This window comes from Mesorhizobium sp. M1328, assembly GCF_040318075.1.
Classification (GTDB): Bacteria; Pseudomonadota; Alphaproteobacteria; order Rhizobiales; family Rhizobiaceae; genus Mesorhizobium.
This window is the reverse complement of sequence record NZ_JAMYLO010000010.1, coordinates 73,725-92,830: the sequence shown is the minus strand read 5'-3', so window position 1 is coordinate 92,830 and position 19,106 is coordinate 73,725. Positions and strand designations below refer to the sequence as shown.

Below are 19,106 nucleotides of genomic sequence, written 5' to 3'. Positions count from 1 at the left end.
GATGTGCTCGACAGCCACGCCACGTTTGTCGCGGAGCTGCATCTCGGTCCTGGCGTCCTGCAACGACTTCGCCGCAGCGGCGTCCGGCATCGAGGAAGACTTCGATCACAAACGCATTCGCAGGGAGAAGCCGACCTGGAAGCAGGCGGCAATCACGCTGCCTCTCACTGATCATCGTCAGTGGCGATGCTGTCAGGCAAGAACCCCAGGAGATAATCCGCAGCCTTGCTTGCCAGTGCGGCGGCGCGAAAGATCGCACGGTTGTCCTCGCGCAGCACCTCTAGCCACGAGCCGACATAGTCGGCGTGACGCACGGTCGGCGTGATGCCAAGCGAGGCGCAGCAAAAAGCCGCGCTTATCTCGGCAACCAGCTCTTCGAAGGCATACTTCTTGGTGCCAAAGGAACCAGAGAAATCCCGGTTGAGGCGTGAGACATGACCCGTGGCGTGCGCAAGCTCATGCAGGGCGGTCTGGTGCCAGTTGATCGGATCGAAATAGGCCTGGGGTGGCGGGATCCGCACATAGTCGTGGGCCGGAGCGTAGAAGGCGCGGCTGCCCCCGATCCGGAAATCGATCCCGGTTTTCTTGATCAGCGTCTCGACCTTGGGCTCGATCAGGACGGACAAGGGTGGGGGTATGGCTATCGCAACATCGTCGGGCAGCCCGTCGCACTGCGCGGCGTTGAACACCGTGAAGCGTTTGAGGAATGGGATCGATCGGGCTTGCTCGCCGGTTTCGTGGGCGCGCTTTTTCTCGTCCTCGGGCACGAATCGGTCGGCGTAGACGACCGTCGTTCCATGCTCACCCTTGCGGACGCTGCCGCCAAGCGAGAGCGCCTGACGGAAAGTCAGCCAGCTCTGTCCCGAAAAGCCCTGCTCGATCACCGAACCCCAGAGGATCAGGATATTTATCCCAGAATATTGCCGGCCGGTGACGGCGTTCTTCGGCAAGGCCAGCGGCGCTTTCGCGGCCGCCGTCCCCCATGGCTGAACCCAGGGTAGCCGACCGTCCTCCAACTCGCCGATAATCTTATTGGTGATTTCGTCATATAAGCTGGCCCGGGTGGGGGCAGCTTCGTGCCGATGCTTGGGCATTGCCAGTCTCCGCGCCGGGCGCGGGGAGCCTCTCTCCCTGCTTTCAACCCGTCAGTGCACCAAGCGCGGCCCTCTAACTCTAGGAACGCGAACGAAGATTCGGCTGCCGACCAACTCGAGAGAGATTTCCGAAACCGCGGCGTGAGGCGATCAGCAGAACCCCCAAATGCGCGGCGCGCGGGTTCCAGCCCGAGGGCCGGCCAGTGAGTCCATGGAAACGGAAGCCGCACAGATGGCCGAAGTTCAGTCGGGAGCCGTTTGACCGGCCACGGGTGCGCAGCCAGCCGAAAGGCTCGCGGAGCGTCGAGGCGCAAAGGCGAAAGCGTGTTAGGACAACCGTTCCGATTAGCAGGTCGAAGGAGCACCTTTGCCGCAGCAGCTCCAGTTGGCGCTTTTCGCAGCAGCGTGGTCAGAGGAAGGATCGCGCGGCAGGGCATCCGGCACGGCGAGATAGGAAAAAAGATGCGCTCAACGAGACCCGCGATCCGACTGTTTCCGAGTGAAACTATCGGATCATAAAGATTTGGCTGAGGGCTCCGTTTTGAAAATCCCCGACCAATTCGATGAGACCACGCCTCTCCGCGTCGAGATTGCAGCACGAATTGCCTTTCCGGACGGCTCGATGCGCGCGGCGGGCCTGCGCAAGGAGCGTGACGCTGGTCGACTTGAAACCGAGCTAATCGCCGGAAAGGAGTACGTGACCTTGCTGGCGATCACCAGAATGAGGGAATTATGCCGCGGACGTCGAAAGGGCCACACCTCGTCTGGCGGGACAAAAGCTGGAAAAAGGACGGAACACTCCGAAACCAAGCTGGATGGTTTATCCGCGATAGAACAACGTTCATCAGCGCTGATAGCTGCGAAAAAGGCCGTCCAGGACCTGAAGCTGAAAAGGCGCTCGCGGCCTACATCGCCAGCAAGTACCACCGAGTGCGCGGCGCCGAAGATGTCTTGATTGCCGAGGTCATCAACATCTACCTGAGAGAGGTTGCACCGAAGCATGCCGCGCCAGAAGAGACGGCGGCTCGGCTGGACAAAATCCTCGATTTCTTCGGTGAAAAGACGCTCGCCGCTATCAACGGCAAACTCTGCCGCGACTACACCGCGTGCTGTCCCACAGAAGCCGTTGCGCGCCGGCAACTCGAGGATTTTCGTGCGGCCATCAACTACTATCGCAGGGAAGGCTACACGACTGCCGCACCGACGATTGTCCTGCCCGACAAGGCCGGTGCACGCGAGCGCTGGTTGACGCGCAGTGAAGCGGCCGCCCTCATCTGGGCAGCGTGGCGTATGAAGCAGAAATGGAAGGGCCAGGAGAGCGGCCGGCGTACCGGACGACACCTCGCCCGCTTCATGCTTGTCGCGCTTTACACAGGAACACGCTCGGCCGCAGTCTGCGGCGCCGCCGTCCGTCCAACCAAAGGGCGTGGTAATGTGGACCTTGACCGCGGCATCTTTTACCGCAGCGCCGATGGCGCAAAGAAGACCAAAAAACGCCAGCCGCCCGTGCGCCTGCCGGACCGGCTATTGGCTCACCTCCGCCGCTGGGCGTGCACCGATCTCGATATCAGAACCAAGGCGCGCGGCAAAAGCGCAAATATCGGCCGAAAAATATCGCAAGATTTTGTCGTGGAGTGGAATGGCAAGCCGGTGGTGTCGGTAAAGAAGAGCTTTAGGAGAGCTCGCGACGCGGCCGGCCTCGGTCCCGACGTCACTTCACACACGCTTCGCCATACCGCTGCGACATGGCTTATGCGGGCCGGCGCCGACATGTGGCAGGCGGCGGGCTTTCTCGGCATCACCGTGGATGTTCTGATTGAAACTTATGGCCACCATCACCCCGACTTCCAGGCTGACGCCGCCGAGAAGATCGCCAAGAAGCAGGTCGCCGCCAAGGCGACGAAATCGGTCTCAGGACAGGTGACAATGAAACATGAACTCGGCAGGGGCGCCCTGTAGGCTCCCCACCCAAAGCTCGAAGGGAAACGCAATCATTGCGAAGCAAGTGTGACGATCGAGCCCAAAAAGCTGCAGCTTTGCTGGTAGCGCACATCGTTCGGGACGATGGGGTCGCAGGTTCAAGCTGCCGCCTATATTCGACGAGCGCAAAAAGGCTGCCGACGATCGTGGACAGGATGAAAATCGTGAAAGCCATGCCGAGCGTCACGGGTACGGCGCCCAGAATTTCCTGCGAGTCCTGGAGCAGAATTTCGGTATCAAACATGGTCGGATTACCCTTTCGTCACACGCTCGCGACGGCCGCGTTCTTGATCTGAGCTGTTGTCGTCGCCTCTGGCGCTTGCATTGGTGAGCGGAGCTCGAAGAAGCGCACGATGAGCCACGCGACAAGGCACATCAGCGAATAGATAACCGCCAGCACGAGGTACGTTTCGAACTGGTACTGGTTATAGTCGCGCTCCACGATCAAGTGCGCGGTCGCCATCACGTCCGCAGCCCCGATGTACATGACCAGCGCAACGTCATGGATCAGGTAGATGATCGAGTTTCCATAGCCCGGCAATGCGAAGTGCACCGCTTGCGGGCCGACTACGCGGGTGATCTTCTGTCGGAAGGTATATCCCAGACTGTCGGCCGCATCATGCTGGCCGGGATCGACAGCCAGGTATGCAGGTCGCATGACTTCCGACAGATACCCTCCATGATAGAGGCTCAGCCCCACCATCGCAGCGATCGTTGCAGAAATAAAATCCTCGGCGCCGAACAGGATCACCAACAAGGGCAGCCCGTAGAACGCGACGAACAACTGCAGGACGACGGGAACACTCCGGGCATAGGACACGTAGAGGTCAGTCAGGTGACTGATCACCGGAATCCTGGGAACCCGGAGTGTTGTCGCGACAAGAGCCAAGCAAAAGCCGACGACCAAATCGCTACGAAGCCCACGGGCAGACCTTAGCCTCCCGCGCTGAGCATTTCGACGATTGTTAAATCCAAAGAATCACCACAGGACGGTGGCCGTCGAGCGAGTTTTCAGCAGCCCATTTCCGCAGCCTCTTAATGTGCAACTTGCGAAGCTGCCGACATCAATTCCTCGGGATTCAGCGCTCTGAAGGTGTTGAGGCCATCCTCCAGAACTTCAGTGAAGTTCCAGCGTACGATGCCCGCCCGGTCGATTAGGAACTGACCGACAAGCTGCGCCTGGCTGGAAGCCATCGCCTGCTGATCGACTTCCGTAATCTCATATCCTTCCTTCTTGTTAAGAAATTCATTCATTGCCATGACGTCCATAGGCTCGGGCAACTCGCCCGGGAGATGGAACGATATCGCCATGACCGTGTCCATCCCGACCTCGCGCAAGCCGAAAGCACGGTGCGAGGCGCGCTCCGGGTCGGATGCGGCGAGGAGATCGGGTGCCGGGTGGTAACGGAAATAGAGCCGCGCCCGCTCGACCGGCGTATTGACCACAGCCAGGCATTCGACGCCTTTCTCACGCAGGGCCGGCTTGAGTTGCGCCATCGCCGCGACATGGCGCCGGCAGAACGGACAGTGCAGGCCTCGGAACAAACCGATCAACAACGGGCTACGGCCTCGAAAATCATCGAGCGCGATCTTGCCTTCGCGTGAGATCGCATTGAGCACAACATTCGGTGCCCGGTCGCCCGGCTGCAGCGGGCGGTCAACACTACTCGTGGACATGGACAACCTCCTCGCCCGGGTCAGTCAGGGAAAGCAGCACCCAGCGTTTCGGAGGCGATCAAGTGCTGGGGCGAAAGCTTCCTGTGCCAAGGCAATAGCTTTCGACCTCTGCCATATTGCCGAGGTCGAGATTACGCGCGTTGCAAGCCCATCATAACACGAAAAAGCATCTGCGTCGTCAGTCCGGCGATCGCGGCTTGCGAAGAATAGGCGGGGGCGGGCGAGGCCGCTATTCTGCGCTTGATTTCATCTGTCCTCGATGCTCTGACACGAGATCGAAGCGTAGGGAAAAATCGCACGCCGGCGTCAAAATCGCGACTTGGCGTAGAAAAGGCGATGGCTCCCCGGGATCGATGAAGCGGCGAATTACGAATTCTCCATAGCACTGCGCCAGGATCCGCCGCGAGCATACAATATGCGAAAAACGCGATCGGGACCGCGCGGAAGCACTTCGCCTCGCCGGCGGCCCCTTTGGCCCTTCCGCCGAAGTGAGTGCACCCTCTGCCGGCGGCTTTGTAAATGATGGACGCCTAGACACATGTTGTGAAAACGCGTGATAAGTTCGGTCTGCGCTAGATTCAAAGATGGCCGGGGCACCAGAAGATGGCCCACCAAATGTACAACGCAATGCTTGGCTTCGCCGCGCTTGTCTTAGCCGCGTGCCAATCGGCCCCCGAAACGCCGCAACCCGTCACTCTCGAACCTGCGTTAGAATCGGGAATTCCTCTCCAACCGCCCTTGGCTGCTGCCGGGGTTCCTTCCGGCTCAGCAATCATGCATCAATCCGTGGCGGTCACTCCGCCAGGCAAGGGCGTTCCAACAAAGTACGCCGATTTTTCCGGTCTATGGGCCGGCCGATTGGAGGGGATGTATGACGCCAAACTTGCTGTTCAAACGGTTTCTTCCAATGGGAAGGTGACGGTCACCTATGCGTGGGGAAATCTGGGCGACAACTATCCGGGAGAGGCCGCCGGCGCTGGAAGAATTGTAGGGAGGACGTTGAAGCTTGAGCGCCTGCCGAATGGCGCCGACGTCAGTTTTGTCATGCGGCCGGACGGAGCACTGGCCGGAACCGTTACGCTTGCCGGCCAGACCTACACGGGCGCGTTCCTCAAGCTACGATGAAGACGCATCCGAAGGGCTATGCAGAGGGCCAGGCGACTGTTCCAATATTGCCGTCTACTCAGTTTCGTCCCGACTGAAATTAAGCCTTCGTTAGGTATGTCTGAGACCGTCGCAGGCTGGATTCAAAACGTTGGTCGACGGTTGTAGGTGCGCTCGGTAGGAACGCCGGTATGCATCATCTGTCGGTAAGTGTCGCCCTGGCCATTTCGCTTGTCGTCGGTTTAGTCGTGGCGGCGATCGCGTCGCAGGGGCAGTCAGAAGGCTGCGGCATCCGACGCTCACTCGTCCTGGCAGACAGTGAAGAAACGACAGTCATGCCGTCGCGGAGCGGCTATCATTGAGAATTGGCTTCGGTAGGCGCCCGCGAGCTTCGCAAGACGGGATCATCGCAATCTACCTGATTGAAAGCCGCTGAAGGTCCTCGACCATCGAATCTCGGTGTGTTTCTCACAAAGTCGCTGGGATCACCGCCCTCCTAGGCTCACCGACCTTGAAACGTGGTGCTACGCGCCTCCCCATTGAGCTCGGGCCCAGGGCATTGGCTGCTTCGATGACCGCCTCCGGTCACCGGCTGGCTTTTGTGCATTTCGCCCGAAACTGTGCAGTGGTTGGGAAACGGGCTGAACAACAGCAATGGCTCAAATGGCTGTGGTCGCAATCTTCTCGCGCCATATTTCCGGGGAGAGCAGATCGGTCGCGAATTCCTGGCCCCTATGCGAACACCCGTCGCAATCCCGACAGCGACCGCCAAGGCAGCGGCGCAACGTGCCTGTTTTAGGGGAGGGAAGAGATTCGGCCAACCGATTGGTGCCTAAGCTCAAGCCTTGTTGTTCAACGCCTTTTGCCGCGACCGCTGGCGAATTGCTGCCACGAGTTCGGGTTCGAACCGCCGTGTTGTTGCGATTTTCGTCGAAGAGTTTGCGACAGCGAGCAAACGCTCAGGATCCGGCGTACTAGCGGCAAAAGCTGCTTGTACCGCACAAGCCGGGTTCATTCTGCTCCATTCTTCTGAAACGTGGCGAAGACAAGCCGCTTGCCTTCGCGCACGCTCTCTTCGAGCGGCTTCGCCTTCGCCAGATGCGCCGCAATCGCGCTGGCCAGCATGCAACCTGTTCCGCGCATCGATGTGGCAAGGCGCGGTAGATCGACATGGATGGGTTGATGATCGGAGCGCAGCAGAATATCGGTCGATTGGGGTCCCGAGGCATGCCCACCCTTGATCAGCACTGCCTGAGGGCCGGCGGCCAGCAGTCTTTGTCCTTGTTGGAGCGCACCGTTCTCATCCACTGCCAGTTCGGAGCCAATAAGGAGCGCCAGTTCAGGAAGGTTGGGCGTGACCAGGCAGCAAAGCGGCATCAGATCGCGCTTCATGACGGCGATAGCGCCTGCTTCCAGGAGAGCCCGGCCTGAGGTGGAGGCCAGCACTGGATCGAGTACTGCCGGCACCTGTCGATTTTCGCGCAGTACGGCGGCAACCGCAGCGATGATCTCGGCTGTTCCGAGCATGCCGATCTTGATGGTCGCCACTTCGTTGGCCCGCAGCGCGGCGCGCATCTGATCGGCGACCAGGCTTGGTGGAGAATGATGAATTTCCGTCACGGCGTCGTGCGTTTGCACCGTTAGCGCTGTGACGGCCAGACAGGTGCGCACGCCAATGGATGCGATCGTTTCGATATCGCGTGCTATTCCAGCACCCCCGCTGGAATCCGATCCGCCAACGACAAGCACATGCGGTTCTCGTCTCATCGCCATCGGTCCGTCTTTTCGATCCATTCCCTGGTGCGCGCTTCGGGATCGGAGCTCAAAGTGATGTCGGTGACCACTGCGGCGCTGTCGGCGCCGGCTTCAAAGACGCCATCGAGGCGGCCAGGGTTGAGGCCGCCGATAGTGACTAATGGGATTGGCGCCACCCGCCGCTTCCACTCGCTGATCCGCTCTAGCCCTTGCGGTGCCCACTTCATTTTCTTCAAGATGGTGGGATAGATCGGACCCAGCGCAACATAGTCGGGATCGGCAAAAATGGCCATCGCCAGCTCGACATGATCATGCGTGCTCAACCCGAGCCTGACACCGGCTGACCGTATCCTTGAGAGGTCGGCGGTTTGCAGATCTTCCTGGCCGAGATGCACGAAGTCGCAGCCCTCCTCGATTGCCAGGCGCCAATGATCGTTCACGATGAGCTGGCACTGGTGCTCGGCGCACAGGGCCTTCGCCTTCCGGATTTCGGTGCACAACCTGGCCTCATCTATGGTCTTGATGCGCAGTTGCACCAGCCTGACGCCAAGCGGCACTAGCCGTTCGATCCAGGCAGCGCTGTCGACGATCAGGTAGAAGGGATCGAGCTTCATGAAAAAACTGCCCTGCCGATCGCCGGCGTCGACGGCACGGCGACGTCGCGCGGTTCGAGCATTCCCGAGCAGAAGGCCTCACGACCGGCCTCGACCGCCTTGCCGAAAGCACGCGCCATGCCGACCGGATCGGCCGCCTTGGCGACCGCCGTGTTCAGGAGCACGGCGTCAAAGCCGAGTTCCATGACGGTCGCCGCGTGCGACGGCCGTCCGAGCCCGGCATCCACGATCATGGGAACGTCGGGGAAATGCCCACGCATCGAGCGCAGCGCCATGAGGTTGATCGGCCCGAGGGCGGAACCGATCGGTGCGCACCACGGCATCAAGGCCTTGCAGCCCGCCGCAAGCAGCCGCTCGGCGACAACAAGGTCGTCGGTGGTATAGGGGAATACCGCAAAACCGTCCTCGTACAGGATGCGGGCGGCTTCGACCAGACCGAACACATCCGGCTGCAGCGTGTCGTGGTCGCCGATCACTTCGAGCTTGATCCAGGTCGTCCCGAAGATCTCGCGCGCCATCTTCGCGGTTGTGACCGCTTCCTTGACGGAGTGGCAGCCTGCGGTGTTGGCAAGGATTCTCGTGCCAAGCGAGCGGATCAGCGACCAGAATTTTTCGCCTTCCCTGCGGCCTGCCATCTCACGTCGCAAGGAGACGGTCACCACCGACGTGCCTGACGCCTTGACCGCATCGGCAAGGATGGCCGGCGAAGGATACTGAGCCGTGCCGAGAAGCAGGCGGGAGGGAAGCGTTGTCCCGAGAAGATCGAACATGCTAGCCTCCCTGCATCGGCGAGAGGATTTCGATCCGGTCGCCGTCGCTCAACTGGAATTCCGCCCGGTTGGCTTTGTGCACGAGGTCGCTGTTGACGGCCGTCGCCAGCCAATCGCCCTCATAGTCGAGCGCGGCAAGCAGCTCCGCCAGCGTGGTGGCGGCAACCTCATGCGCTTCGCCATTGACCGTTAGTTTCATGGGCAAGCTCCTTGGTTCTGTCTTGACTGAAAATCAGGTCGGCAGCCTGGCGCGCCATAGCGGGGGCGAGGAGAAAGCCGTGACGATAGAGTCCGTTGATCGCTATGATCTCGCCGTTCGTTTCCACGCGCGGCAGGTTGTCGGGAAAGGCTGGACGGACGCCAACACCGGTTTCAACGATCTCGGCCTCGCCAAAGGCCGGATGGAGGGCATAGGCGGCACCCAGCAGCTCCATCATCGATCGCGCCGTGACCGGTCCGACAGACTGGCTTTCAATCATCGTCGCGCCGATCATGAAACGGTGGTCGGTGCGTGGCACCGCATAAAGCGGAAAGCGCGGATGAAGCAGCCTGACTGGGCGCGACAGCGAGACATCAGGCGTATTCAGGATTAGCATCTCGCCGCGAACGCCGCGCAGTCGGTCATCGCCCGCCGCCATTCCCGTGCATTCGATCTGGCGATCGAAACCGGAAACAGCCGAAGCGTCGGCGCCGAAGTGGAACTCGACGCCCATCGCCGCCAGCCTATCATGAAGTGCCGCCATCGCCTGACGCGGGTCGAGATGGGCTTCGTCGGGGAAGAGCAGTCCGCGGCGGAAGCGGCCGGCGAGGTCGGGCTCGAGCAACACGATTTCATCTTCATCGACACGCCGATGACCCGAGGTGCGGCTGGCGAACCGGTCGAGCTCGCCCGCATCGCGCGGCGCGGCCACGACCAGGGTTCCGGCCCGTGTCACGTGACCCGGCAGTACCGCATCCCACCAGTCGGCGGCATCGCGTCCGAGATCCAGCACTGGCTGCTCCGCGCTTTCACGCTCGCACCATGGCGCCAGCATACCGCCGGCGAACCATGACGCATTGCCGCCAAGGCTGTGCCTTGTCTCGGCAACGGTCACAGCCGCGCCGCGCGTGGCGAGTTCGAAGGCGACGGTGAGGCCGCCGACGCCAGCCCCTTTGACCAGCAGTCTCATGATCGCTCATGTGCCTCCGGCACAAGCGGTGCGCCGGTCTCGTCCGAGGGCACGTAGAGGTCGCCGCCCTCGCGGTATTTCGCCGCCATCGCGGCCATTCCCTCTTTTTGGGCCTCCGTGCGGATATCGTGAGAGATACGCATGGAACAGAATTTCGGACCGCACATCGAGCAGAAATGTGCCAGCTTGTGCGCCTCCTTGGGCAAGGTCTGGTCGTGGAAGGACCGCGCGGTTTCGGGATCGAGCGACAGGTTGAACTGGTCCTCCCAGCGGAACTCGAAGCGCGCCCGGGAAAGGGCATCATCCCTAACCTTTGCAGCCGGATGACCCTTCGCCAGATCGGCGGCATGGGCGGCGATCTTGTAGGTGATTACGCCGGTCTTGACGTCGTCGCGATCGGGAAGGCCAAGATGCTCCTTGGGCGTGACGTAGCAGAGCATGGCTGTGCCGAACCAGCCGATCATGGCGGCGCCGATACCTGAGGTGATGTGGTCGTAGCCTGGCGCGATGTCGGTCGTCAGCGGGCCAAGCGTATAGAACGGCGCCTCACCGCAGACGGCGAGCTGCTTGTCCATGTTCTGTTTGATCTTGTGCATCGGCACGTGGCCCGGCCCCTCGATCATCACCTGGCAGTCCTTTGCCCAGGCGATCTTCGTCAATTCACCGAGCGTTTCCAGCTCGGCGAATTGCGCCGCATCATTGGCGTCGGCGATCGAGCCCGGACGAAGCCCGTCGCCGAGCGAGAAGGAGACGTCATAGCCGCGGCAGATGTCGCAGATTTCCGCGAAATGCTCGTAGAGGAAGCTTTCCCGGTGATGGTGCAGGCACCATTTGGCCATGATTGAGCCGCCGCGCGAGACAATGCCCGTGACCCGGTCGACGGTCAGCGGGATGTAATGCAGCCGCACACCGGCATGGATGGTGAAGTAGTCGACGCCTTGTTCGGCCTGCTCGATCAGCGTGTCTCGATAGACCTCCCAGCTCAGATCCTCGGCGATGCCGCCCACCTTCTCCAGCGCCTGGTAGAGCGGCACCGTGCCGATCGGCACCGGCGCATTGCGCACGATCCATTCGCGGATGTTGTGGATGTTGCGGCCAGTCGACAGGTCCATCACCGTGTCGGCGCCCCAGCGGATCGCCCACACCATCTTTTCCACTTCCTCGGCCATCGAGGAGGTGACCGCCGAATTACCGATATTGGCGTTGATCTTGACCAGGAAATTGCGGCCGATGATCATCGGCTCGCTCTCGGGATGATTGATGTTGGCGGGAATGATCGCGCGTCCGCGCGCCACCTCGTCGCGCACGAACTCCGGCGTTACGAAATCGGGGATGGCCGCGCCGAAGGCTTCGCCGTCGCGCTGCAGCTTGCCGCGCAACATCTGACGGCCGAAGTTCTCGCGGATGGCGACGAACTCCATCTCGGGGGTGATGATGCCGGCGCGCGCATAGCCAAGCTGGGTCACCGCCTTGCCTGCCTTGGCCCTGAGTGGCCGGTTGCGAATGGGAAATTCCGGCGTCAGGCGCTCACCGGTCACAAATCCGTTGTCCTCCGGCCGCACGCGGCGGCCGTCATAGGCCTCGACATCGCCGCGCGCCGTGATCCATTCGTGGCGAAGCCGGGCAAGACCGTTTTCAATGCTGGTTTCGACAGCCGGGTCGGTATAGGGGCCGGACGGATCGTAGACGGTGACGGGCGGCTCGCCGGCCGTTGGATGGACGGAGATTTCGCGCATCGGCACCCTGATCTGCGGATGGAGGACGCCGGGCTTGTGGATTTTCCGCGAGGCTGGCAGCGGTCCCGTCGAGACGGCGGGAGTGAGGGCATTCATCTTGAGGCTCCTTTGCTCATGCATTGGAGACCCAGTTCTGTGCCGGAAGGATGAAAAGACGCTTCTGTCGACCTGCCGAAACAGGACCTGGGGCGTAAACTCCCGCAAAGCGCTTGCACCGTCCCTACGCCAGTATGAACTGGATCAGGTTCAACGGGTCACTGCGCCGCGAAAGCAAGCAGTATCTCAGCCCCTTGCCGGGACTCCCCTGGTGAATGCGTCAGGTTGAACGGGCCGGCGCCGGTTTGTCAAGCGCGTTCTGGCCGCGGCCGATCGGCGGCCGGTCAGACCGTGCGGAAAAAATCGTGCATGTCTCGGCGACAAGTCAAGCGTGGGAGATGAAGGCAGGGACAAGGGAATCGCAAACGGTCGGACTAAAAATCGATCCTGATGATCACGCCTTCAATGGGCACCAAAGGTTTGCGCGTAGATCGCCTCGATTCTTCCTGCCTCGTCACTGGTCAGCGCGGCGAATTCCTTTTCGCGCGCGCGGTTCGACAGATGTCCATCATTCTGGTGAAGAAAACGGAAGAGCAGATCGGTCAACCGCTCGGGCATCTCGATAAAGGCGTCCACCTGCTGCCGGAATTGATCGTAGCGCTGCAGAAATGCGGTTTCCTCGGGAAGGTCCCGTTCGATCGTCCGCCGAACGCAGGCATAGAGGAATTCGGCGTGCGGGGTTGCATCGAAGAACCGGTAGAAATCACCGGTGTCATTCAGCACCCGGACGTTGAATTGCGGCGTCGGTTCCCATTCCACCAACGGCAGAAGGCGCTGCGAATAGCTCTCGAGCACGCCCCTGTACTCGTTGATCTGGTCCAGGATCGCGGCCGAGACGGGAAAGACCACTCCCGGCGGATTGAAGCCGCGCATGGCAAGGACGTGGTGGATTAGGTAGCGGTGAATGCGGCCGTTTCCGTCCTCGAACGGGTGGATGTAGACAAAGCCGAAGGCGAGGATTGCGGCGGCTATGACTGCATCAAGGTTCTGCGCGGGGCCCTGATCGAAGGCCGCCATTCCATCGATTAGCCGCGGCAGGTCCTCGGGCCGAGCGCTGATGTGATCGGGCAGGGGCGTGCCGTTGTCTCGGTCATGCTCACCGACGAAACCCCCTTCTTTTCGGAAGCCAAGTCTTACTAAACGGGCGTCGCCAAGTACAATTCTTTGCAGACGCAGCAGCTCATCGCGATCGATCGGCCAGCGGCCGGCTTCGCCGATGGCGCGGCCCCAGCGCTGGATGCGATCTTGCGGCGGGCGCTCGCCCTCGATCGCATAGCTTGATCGCGAGTCTTTGAGCAAAAGAAAGGCGGCGGTCCGAGCAAGGAGGTCGCGCGGCACGTCCGCTACGATTGCCTCCGCGCGCCGCGGTAGTTCAAGGGCGATGAATTTTTCGAGAGTCTTGGTTCGGAACACCAGCGGGCAGAACTCAGGCGTGCCGGGGAGATTGTCCCTTGTGCGGTAGCGCGAAGCGGTCTTCTCGGATCCGGGCCACTGCAGCTCGGGATCGACAACCGAAACGTATCGTCCGGCCTCCGCGTCCGCCAGATCGAGACGCGTGCCCGTCAGCCATTCATATAGAAACCAGATGCGGCGGGCATAGCTGCCTGTGGGGCTTTCACGGACGAGCGCCTCGATCGGTGCGGGACCGGTCACCTGGAACAGCCGTTTGAGGACGGCAAGGTCGAGCCCCTCGTACTTGAGCGCGAAGGTCAGGTGGCCTTCGAGTGTTGGATGTGGGGCATGGCGGGGCGTCATGATCCGCCAACCATCCCGTTCGGTAATGCGATGATGCTCGCCAGTGGCCGACAGCGTCCGGGGCAAGGGGACGGCGAGCTCGTAGGCTCCGATCAGGGCGCTGTACCCGGCCGGGGTCACCATCTCCGGAAGGCGGATTTCCTGAAAAACGAGAACAGGACCTGAAAATTGGTGCTTCTGCGCCACAGGCATGAAAAGGGGATCCTTTCCTCGAATTTTGGTGCAGCTCAGCCAAATACTATGAAAAACGATTCTATCTGATGAAAATTGATGCTACAAGCCGACTTTTGCGAAAACCGATCCTGAAGGGCGGCGGTGATCCTTCTGCATGGCTCGGCCGAAGATTGATGGGGCGTAAGCGTCATTTTGACCGCGCTGGGCTTCCTCCACAAACCCCGCCTCGTAAAGCAGTTCGTAGCGCTGCAGCACCAAGTCCTCATCCAAGCGTGGTTCTCAAGGCCGAAAGCGATCACCGCGCGCCGCCAGCGATCGTGGCTCACTGCGCGATCATCGGCTGCCTCGGCCCACGCCTTCAGGCGTGGGACAAACGCCTCAGGCAATGTCGACGGAGCGCCAGCGCGATGATGTTCCCATGGGAAATAAGCGTACCAGTTGCGCCAGGCGGCCTTATCGGCAGGTTCAGCCTGCTCCTCGCGGGTCAGGGCGAGATAGCTAATCGAAATCACCCCGCTGCGCGCCCCCGTCTCCTGACCGGTCGCGGTCGGCGAAGGTGTAGAGCTGCTCGATGTAGCCCAGCGGATGGCGCGTCTGCTGCTCGACCCAGTCTCTCAGGCCGGATTGCAGGATCGATGTCCAAGCTCGAACGGGCCGGAAGGCAAGGCTTTGCCGTCTCCAATCGTTATGATACGCGGTTGGCCAGCCGTCACCGCGACCAAAACCGCAATCAGTTCCGCGGCGATAGCATGGCGCTCGCCGGCTTTTATGCGTTGCCTTACAGCTTTGGTCCCGTGTTCAGTCATTGCCTATTTTTTTCGCCACAATGCATTTCGGTACGCCTTGTGGCCTGAGATCGATTCTGAACGTGAACCGCGCTGTTGCGGCAGTCAAACCGTTCGAGCTGAAGCACACCCCTTGAGACCACCACCACGCTCTTGCTCAAAACAATCACAATAAGGGTACTGCGAAACTCGGCCGAAGCAGCAGAAAATGGCGGCCTCTAGCCCTTGGTTTGAAGCGCTTCGCAATGCACCAACTTTTCCGATGCAGTTTGATTTTGGCCTTCGCACCTGCACAAAACTATGCAAAACCGTTGACCGCTTAAAACCTGACGCCGGGGAAATGTGCCGATGAGTGTGGCGGTAGAAACGAAGGCGTTGACGCCGCCGGACATCGCGGCCAGCAAGGGCAAGGATCGGGTCGTCTGCTTGACCGCCTACACCACACCCGTTGCGCAGCTCGTCGACAGATATTGCGACGTCGTGCTGGTCGGCGACAGTGTCGGCATGGTGCTTCACGGTCTGCCCTCGACCCTCGGCGTCACGCTCGACATGATGATCATGCATGGCAAGGCCGTGCGACGCGGTCTTGAGCGCGCGTTGATGGTCGTTGACATGCCATTCGGCTCCTATGAAGAAGGCCCCGAACAGGCCTTTCGCAACGGCGCGCGGCTCATGGCGGAAACCGGATGCGCCGCCGTCAAGCTGGAAGGCGGCGAGAGCATGGCCGAGACGATCCGCTTTCTCACTGCTCGCGGGATTCCCATCATGGCCCACGTCGGGCTGACGCCGCAATCGGTCAATGTGTTCGGCGGCTATAAAGTCCAGGGCAGGGGCGGAGACGGCGACAGGATTTTTCGCGACGCCATTGCTGTTGCCGAGGCCGGGGCGTTCAGCATAGTGCTGGAAAAGGTCACGGATCCGCTCGCACGGAGAATAACCGAGAGAGCCACAATTCCCACGATCGGCATCGGTGCCTCGGACGCCTGCGATGGGCAGATCCTTGTGATCGACGACATCCTGGGCATGTTCACTGGTTTTCGGCCGAAATTCGTGAAGCGCTATGCTGAACTGGGCTCAGCGGCCGAAGCTGCCATTGCGGCCTACGCGGCTGATGTGCGGGAAGGGCGCTTTCCAGCCGCCGAACATCTCTTCGCCGATGCGCCCAAGGCCGGAGATTTCCCATGAGCGTGCCGATTGTCCGCACCATTGTCGAACTTCGTGCCGTTGTGGCGGGATGGCGCCGTTCTGGTGCCAGCATCGCCGTGGTGCCCACGATGGGAGCCTTGCACGAAGGACATTTGAGTCTCGTGCGTTCTGCGCTTCAGAAGGCCGATCGTGTGATCGTGACGCTGTTCGTCAATCCCAAGCAGTTCAACAGTGCCGCGGATCTTGCAGCCTATCCCCGCACCGAAAACGAAGACGCTGCAAAACTCACTCCACTGGGCGCACACCTGCTCTACGTTCCGCATGCGACTGAGATGTATCCTGACGGCTTCACCACGACCGTGTCCGTGTCCGGCGTCAGCGAAGGCCTGTGCGGTGCGTCCCGGCCTGGCCATTTCGACGGGGTGGCGACCGTCGTTGCAAAGCTCTTCCTGCAGACCGGCGCTGACTTCGCCTTTTTCGGAGAGAAGGATTTTCAGCAGCTTCTACTTATCACTCGCATGGTCCGGGACCTGGATATGCCAATTACCATCGTCCCCTGTCCGACAGTCCGGGAACCCGATGGTCTGGCTTTGTCATCGCGCAATGTTCGGCTCTCGCCAGCGGAGCGGGCCATTGCCCCAAGGCTCGCATCGGTCCTGCTCGATACTGCGGAGGGGCTCTCGAACGGCTCTCCCGTCCTCCCAGCGCTTGCCCAAGCGCGTGCAGCGATCCTGTCCGCAGGCTATCGCGAGGTCGAGTACCTGGAACTCCGTGGCGAAGCAGATCTGCAACCGATAGCAAGCATCGATCGGCCGACCCGCCTGCTCGCAGCCGCCTGGCTCGGCCAAACGCGGCTCATTGACAACGTCAGAACACTGCCGGCTTGCCAACTCCCAAATGAGTCGCTGCGGACTTCCCCGCTAGGGTGAAATCCAACTCCTGCCGCGAACGCGATTTGGCGCGGCTCATCTCCATGTCAACCTGCTTGTCGGACACTCAGGATAGCGGAGCGTTCTCCTAGGGCGAATACGGCATGTGCCAAACAAAGCTAACACAGCAGCGGAGCCAAGGCGGAAACCCCGCCGTTGTGGTAGCGCAGTCGGATCGATCAAAAAAAGCGAGTTTTTTCGGGCTGTAGCTGACCAGCATGTTCTTGGTCTGCTGATAGTGGTCAAGCACATCTTATGGGTCTCGCGGCCGATGCCCGACTGCTTGTAACCGCCAAACGCAGCATGCGCGGGATAAGCGTGGTAGCAGTTGGTCCACACGCGGCCCGCCTAGATGGCTCGGCCGAAGCGGTAGCAATGATTTGCATCGCGGCTCCAGACACCGGCGCCGAGGCCGTAAAGGGTATAGTTAGCGATCGACAGCGCCTGTCCGTCATCCTTGAACATGGTGACTGAGACCACCGGTCCAAAGATTTCCTCCTGGAACACGCGCATCTTGTTATGCCCCTTGAACACGGTCGGCTGAACATAGTAGCCGCCGGCAAGGTCGCCCGGAAGTTCGGCGCGCCCGCCGCCAGTCAGCACCTCGGCGCCTTCCTGACGGCCGATATCAAAGTAGCCTAGGATTTTTCGAGTTGCTCCGAGATGCATCAATGGATGATGAGTCGGCCAAGGATAGTTGTCCAGCCGACTAGAACGATCGCATACCGGCAGCGGCGCGCGCCTGCTCTCGCAATATCTGGCGGGCAGCGGACTCCGAAGGACCGCCGCCGAGGGGCGGCGCCAGCCACTGGGAGTTGAGCGTGGGCTGAATGCAAATGCGTCGGCGATGGCTGGCGTCTGCGTTCATTTACGAGCACGCATTGCTGTCGTAGTTACCTGCCAAACAAATAGTCGTCGTTAGGATTTGCGTTGGTAAAAATTCCGGAATAGGAACGTGTGACTAATGAGGGGACTGACCTTGATGGCTCAAGCAACTAAGCAGACAAGCACTGGTTTGTTGGGCCTGACGGCGGACATCGTCGCGGCCTATGTCCAGAACAACGCAATGCCCGTGGCCGATCTGCCAACTCTGATTGCTACCGTCAATTCTGCGTTATCGGCCCTAGTCCAGCCGGTCGTGGCACCGCCACCGGTATTTACTCCGGCCATAAATCCGAAGAAGTCGATATTTGCTGACTATATCGTGAGCCTAGAGGATGGGCGGAAATTCAAGTCTATGAAGCGTCACCTGGGTTTGCTGGGCATGACACCTGACGAGTATAGAGCCAAGTGGGGACTGGCCTGGGACTACCCTATGGTGGCGCCTAACTATGCGGCCAAGCGGTCTGCTCTGGCTAAAGCTAGCGGTCTTGGCCGCAGAGCGACTGCAAAACCACCCCAGGGAAAGGCCCCGCAAAGCGGAAAGCTACGGTCTAAGCGCGTCCGGTCAGAGTTGGCAGACGCCAAAGCCTGACCTCCGCCAGATGGACGCGATTGCGCCCAGCCATCTTTGCGGCATAGTTGGCGGCGACGGCGTGCCCCAGCACATCGGTGACCGGATCGTCCACTTGCGCCGTGCCATACCTGCCGAGAAAGTGTAGCCGAACTCCCGCCGTTCCTTCAGCGGCCTCGAGTTACGAATAGCGGCCAGCGTGCGTTCGAGAACCAAATTCGGCCTGCACTGTCGACCTGGCTGGTAGTTCCAAGACGAATTCCGCCCACGCGACCGAAACAATCTGCGAGCCGCACCTGACATTGGATGCGGACTGCGAAATCACGCAAAATAGCGTCACCCGCTCGGTTGCCGAATCTACCAGCCTAGACCCAATGGGGATAGAGAGGCCTTGCGTTCGACGGAAGCAGTGCTGGTAACATATGCCAAGCCTAGTCGAGTCTGCGAGGGGCAATCAATCCTCGTGAGTCGACGCTAATGTACGCGTTTCGCAGCACTCCGGCTGGCTATATCGCCTAAGACGGCATGAAGAAGCGATCCAACTTCCAGTTCGGCGAGCCTGAGCGCAACTCCTGATTCGGACAACTGAAGGAGAATTGTCTTGGCGGTGCTGCGCCAGAACGCATTCGCATCCTCCCCGTTCTTGGATTCCAGCACGCGGGCAATTTCCTCGACCAACTTCCGCCGCCGATACAGCGGAAACGCCCTTATGTTTGACACCGATCACCTCACCCATTCAGTCTCGCGATTAAGCATTGGAGGGTTAGAAAATCTGGTTAACGGCGCATCCCTTTTTGGCTGGTGAGCATGTAGCAAGAGTTCTGGCATGGGCGAACGGTCTCGCGACTAGTCACCAAACATTGTGATGG

The 19,106-nt window shown here is 60.6% G+C and carries 20 protein-coding genes, 2 pseudogenes and 1 riboswitch; of the genes and pseudogenes, 8 read left to right on the top strand and 14 right to left on the bottom strand.

Annotation, left to right across the window (positions count from 1 at the left end):
* Window positions 1-164: 164 nt before the first annotated feature.
* Window positions 165-1,094: an ArdC family protein gene (locus NKH23_RS18830; protein WP_352716631.1), complete on the bottom strand. Its 930-nt coding sequence runs from the start codon at window positions 1,092-1,094 to the stop codon at window positions 165-167.
* A gap of 732 nt (window positions 1,095-1,826) precedes the next feature.
* Between NKH23_RS18830 and NKH23_RS18825 the strand changes: the two genes are divergently transcribed.
* Window positions 1,827-3,053: a tyrosine-type recombinase/integrase gene (locus tag NKH23_RS18825; RefSeq protein WP_352716632.1), complete on the top strand. Its 1,227-nt coding sequence runs from the start codon at window positions 1,827-1,829 to the stop codon at window positions 3,051-3,053.
* Window positions 3,054-3,180: 127 nt separating this feature from the next.
* Here the strand turns inward: NKH23_RS18825 and NKH23_RS18820 are convergent.
* From NKH23_RS18820 to NKH23_RS18810, 3 genes and pseudogenes are all read right to left on the bottom strand, one after another.
* Window positions 3,181-3,318: pseudogene (locus NKH23_RS18820) on the bottom strand (amino acid ABC transporter permease); the annotation flags it as partial.
* An 18-nt stretch (window positions 3,319-3,336) separates the two neighbouring features.
* Entirely contained in the window at window positions 3,337-3,981 is a 645-nt protein-coding gene (locus tag NKH23_RS18815) for an amino acid ABC transporter permease (protein ID WP_502912362.1), read from the bottom strand.
* A gap of 128 nt (window positions 3,982-4,109) precedes the next feature.
* The gene (locus tag NKH23_RS18810; RefSeq protein ID WP_352716634.1) at window positions 4,110-4,751 is read right to left on the bottom strand and encodes a peroxiredoxin-like family protein; all 642 of its coding nucleotides are present in this window, start codon (window positions 4,749-4,751) and stop codon (window positions 4,110-4,112) included.
* 615 nt (window positions 4,752-5,366) lie between these two features.
* On the opposite strand from NKH23_RS18810, the gene NKH23_RS18805 reads away from it, so the two are divergent.
* Together NKH23_RS18805 and NKH23_RS18800 are read left to right on the top strand one after the other, a co-directional pair.
* Window positions 5,367-5,876: a hypothetical protein gene (locus NKH23_RS18805; protein WP_292655108.1), complete on the top strand. Its 510-nt coding sequence runs from the start codon at window positions 5,367-5,369 to the stop codon at window positions 5,874-5,876.
* A gap of 170 nt (window positions 5,877-6,046) precedes the next feature.
* Complete coding sequence (locus tag NKH23_RS18800) at window positions 6,047-6,217, top strand: hypothetical protein (protein ID WP_352716635.1); 171 nt, start codon at window positions 6,047-6,049, stop codon at window positions 6,215-6,217.
* Window positions 6,218-6,866: 649 nt separating this feature from the next.
* Here NKH23_RS18800 and NKH23_RS18795 read toward each other — a convergent pair.
* From NKH23_RS18795 to NKH23_RS34630, 8 genes are all read right to left on the bottom strand, one after another.
* The gene (locus NKH23_RS18795) at window positions 6,867-7,628 is read right to left on the bottom strand and encodes a hydroxymethylpyrimidine/phosphomethylpyrimidine kinase (RefSeq protein WP_352977283.1); all 762 of its coding nucleotides are present in this window, start codon (window positions 7,626-7,628) and stop codon (window positions 6,867-6,869) included.
* Window positions 7,619-8,224 (bottom strand): thiamine phosphate synthase, encoded by a 606-nt coding sequence (locus tag NKH23_RS18790; RefSeq protein WP_352716638.1) that lies wholly within the window; start codon window positions 8,222-8,224, stop codon window positions 7,619-7,621. Before NKH23_RS18790 ends, NKH23_RS18795 begins: the two co-directional genes overlap by 10 nt.
* Complete coding sequence (locus NKH23_RS18785) at window positions 8,221-8,994, bottom strand: thiazole synthase (protein ID WP_352716639.1); 774 nt, start codon at window positions 8,992-8,994, stop codon at window positions 8,221-8,223. The genes NKH23_RS18790 and NKH23_RS18785 overlap by 4 nt, the downstream gene beginning before the upstream one ends.
* Before the next feature lies 1 nt (window position 8,995).
* Window positions 8,996-9,193, bottom strand: a complete 198-nt coding sequence (gene thiS / locus NKH23_RS18780) for a sulfur carrier protein ThiS (protein WP_111545250.1) — start codon at window positions 9,191-9,193, stop codon at window positions 8,996-8,998.
* Window positions 9,162-10,163 (bottom strand): glycine oxidase ThiO, encoded by a 1,002-nt coding sequence (gene thiO / locus NKH23_RS18775; RefSeq protein WP_352716641.1) that lies wholly within the window; start codon window positions 10,161-10,163, stop codon window positions 9,162-9,164. Before thiO ends, thiS begins: the two co-directional genes overlap by 32 nt.
* Window positions 10,160-11,995: a phosphomethylpyrimidine synthase ThiC gene (gene thiC, locus NKH23_RS18770; RefSeq protein WP_352716642.1), complete on the bottom strand. Its 1,836-nt coding sequence runs from the start codon at window positions 11,993-11,995 to the stop codon at window positions 10,160-10,162. The genes thiO and thiC overlap by 4 nt, the downstream gene beginning before the upstream one ends.
* Window positions 11,996-12,098: 103 nt before the next feature.
* Window positions 12,099-12,215: riboswitch (TPP riboswitch) on the bottom strand.
* A 182-nt stretch (window positions 12,216-12,397) separates the two neighbouring features.
* A complete protein-coding gene (locus NKH23_RS18765) occupies window positions 12,398-13,942 on the bottom strand; it encodes a Fic family protein (RefSeq protein ID WP_353027417.1) in 1,545 nt (514 codons plus the stop codon).
* 81 nt (window positions 13,943-14,023) lie between these two features.
* Window positions 14,024-14,194 (bottom strand): hypothetical protein, encoded by a 171-nt coding sequence (locus tag NKH23_RS34630; RefSeq protein ID WP_502908462.1) that lies wholly within the window; start codon window positions 14,192-14,194, stop codon window positions 14,024-14,026.
* A gap of 365 nt (window positions 14,195-14,559) precedes the next feature.
* Between NKH23_RS34630 and NKH23_RS18755 the strand changes: the two genes are divergently transcribed.
* The 3 genes from NKH23_RS18755 to panC all read left to right on the top strand — a co-directional run bounded on the left by NKH23_RS18755 (window position 14,560) and on the right by panC (window position 16,784).
* Window positions 14,560-14,778 carry a hypothetical protein gene (locus NKH23_RS18755; RefSeq protein WP_352716783.1) on the top strand — a complete coding sequence of 73 codons (219 nt, stop codon included), beginning with the start codon at window positions 14,560-14,562 and terminating at the stop codon, window positions 14,776-14,778.
* Between the two features lie 279 nt (window positions 14,779-15,057).
* Window positions 15,058-15,894 (top strand): 3-methyl-2-oxobutanoate hydroxymethyltransferase, encoded by an 837-nt coding sequence (gene panB, locus NKH23_RS18750; protein WP_352716643.1) that lies wholly within the window; start codon window positions 15,058-15,060, stop codon window positions 15,892-15,894.
* Window positions 15,891-16,784, top strand: a complete 894-nt coding sequence (gene panC, locus NKH23_RS18745; protein WP_352716644.1) for a pantoate--beta-alanine ligase — start codon at window positions 15,891-15,893, stop codon at window positions 16,782-16,784. Before panB ends, panC begins: the two co-directional genes overlap by 4 nt.
* Window positions 16,785-16,965: 181 nt before the next feature.
* Here the strand turns inward: panC and adh are convergent.
* Window positions 16,966-17,435, bottom strand: a pseudogene (adh, locus tag NKH23_RS18740) (aldehyde dehydrogenase); the annotation flags it as partial.
* A gap of 313 nt (window positions 17,436-17,748) precedes the next feature.
* Here adh and NKH23_RS18735 point away from each other — a divergent pair.
* Window positions 17,749-18,258 carry a Ros/MucR family transcriptional regulator gene (locus NKH23_RS18735; protein ID WP_352716645.1) on the top strand — a complete coding sequence of 170 codons (510 nt, stop codon included), beginning with the start codon at window positions 17,749-17,751 and terminating at the stop codon, window positions 18,256-18,258.
* A 453-nt stretch (window positions 18,259-18,711) separates the two neighbouring features.
* Here the strand turns inward: NKH23_RS18735 and NKH23_RS18730 are convergent, their stop codons facing one another.
* Window positions 18,712-18,894 (bottom strand): DUF6074 family protein, encoded by a 183-nt coding sequence (locus NKH23_RS18730; RefSeq protein ID WP_352716772.1) that lies wholly within the window; start codon window positions 18,892-18,894, stop codon window positions 18,712-18,714.
* On the opposite strand from NKH23_RS18730, the gene NKH23_RS18725 reads away from it, so the two are divergent.
* A complete protein-coding gene (locus NKH23_RS18725) occupies window positions 18,839-19,042 on the top strand; it encodes a hypothetical protein (protein WP_352716785.1) in 204 nt (67 codons plus the stop codon). The genes NKH23_RS18730 and NKH23_RS18725 overlap by 56 nt on opposite strands.
* Window positions 19,043-19,106: the final 64 nt, after the last annotated feature.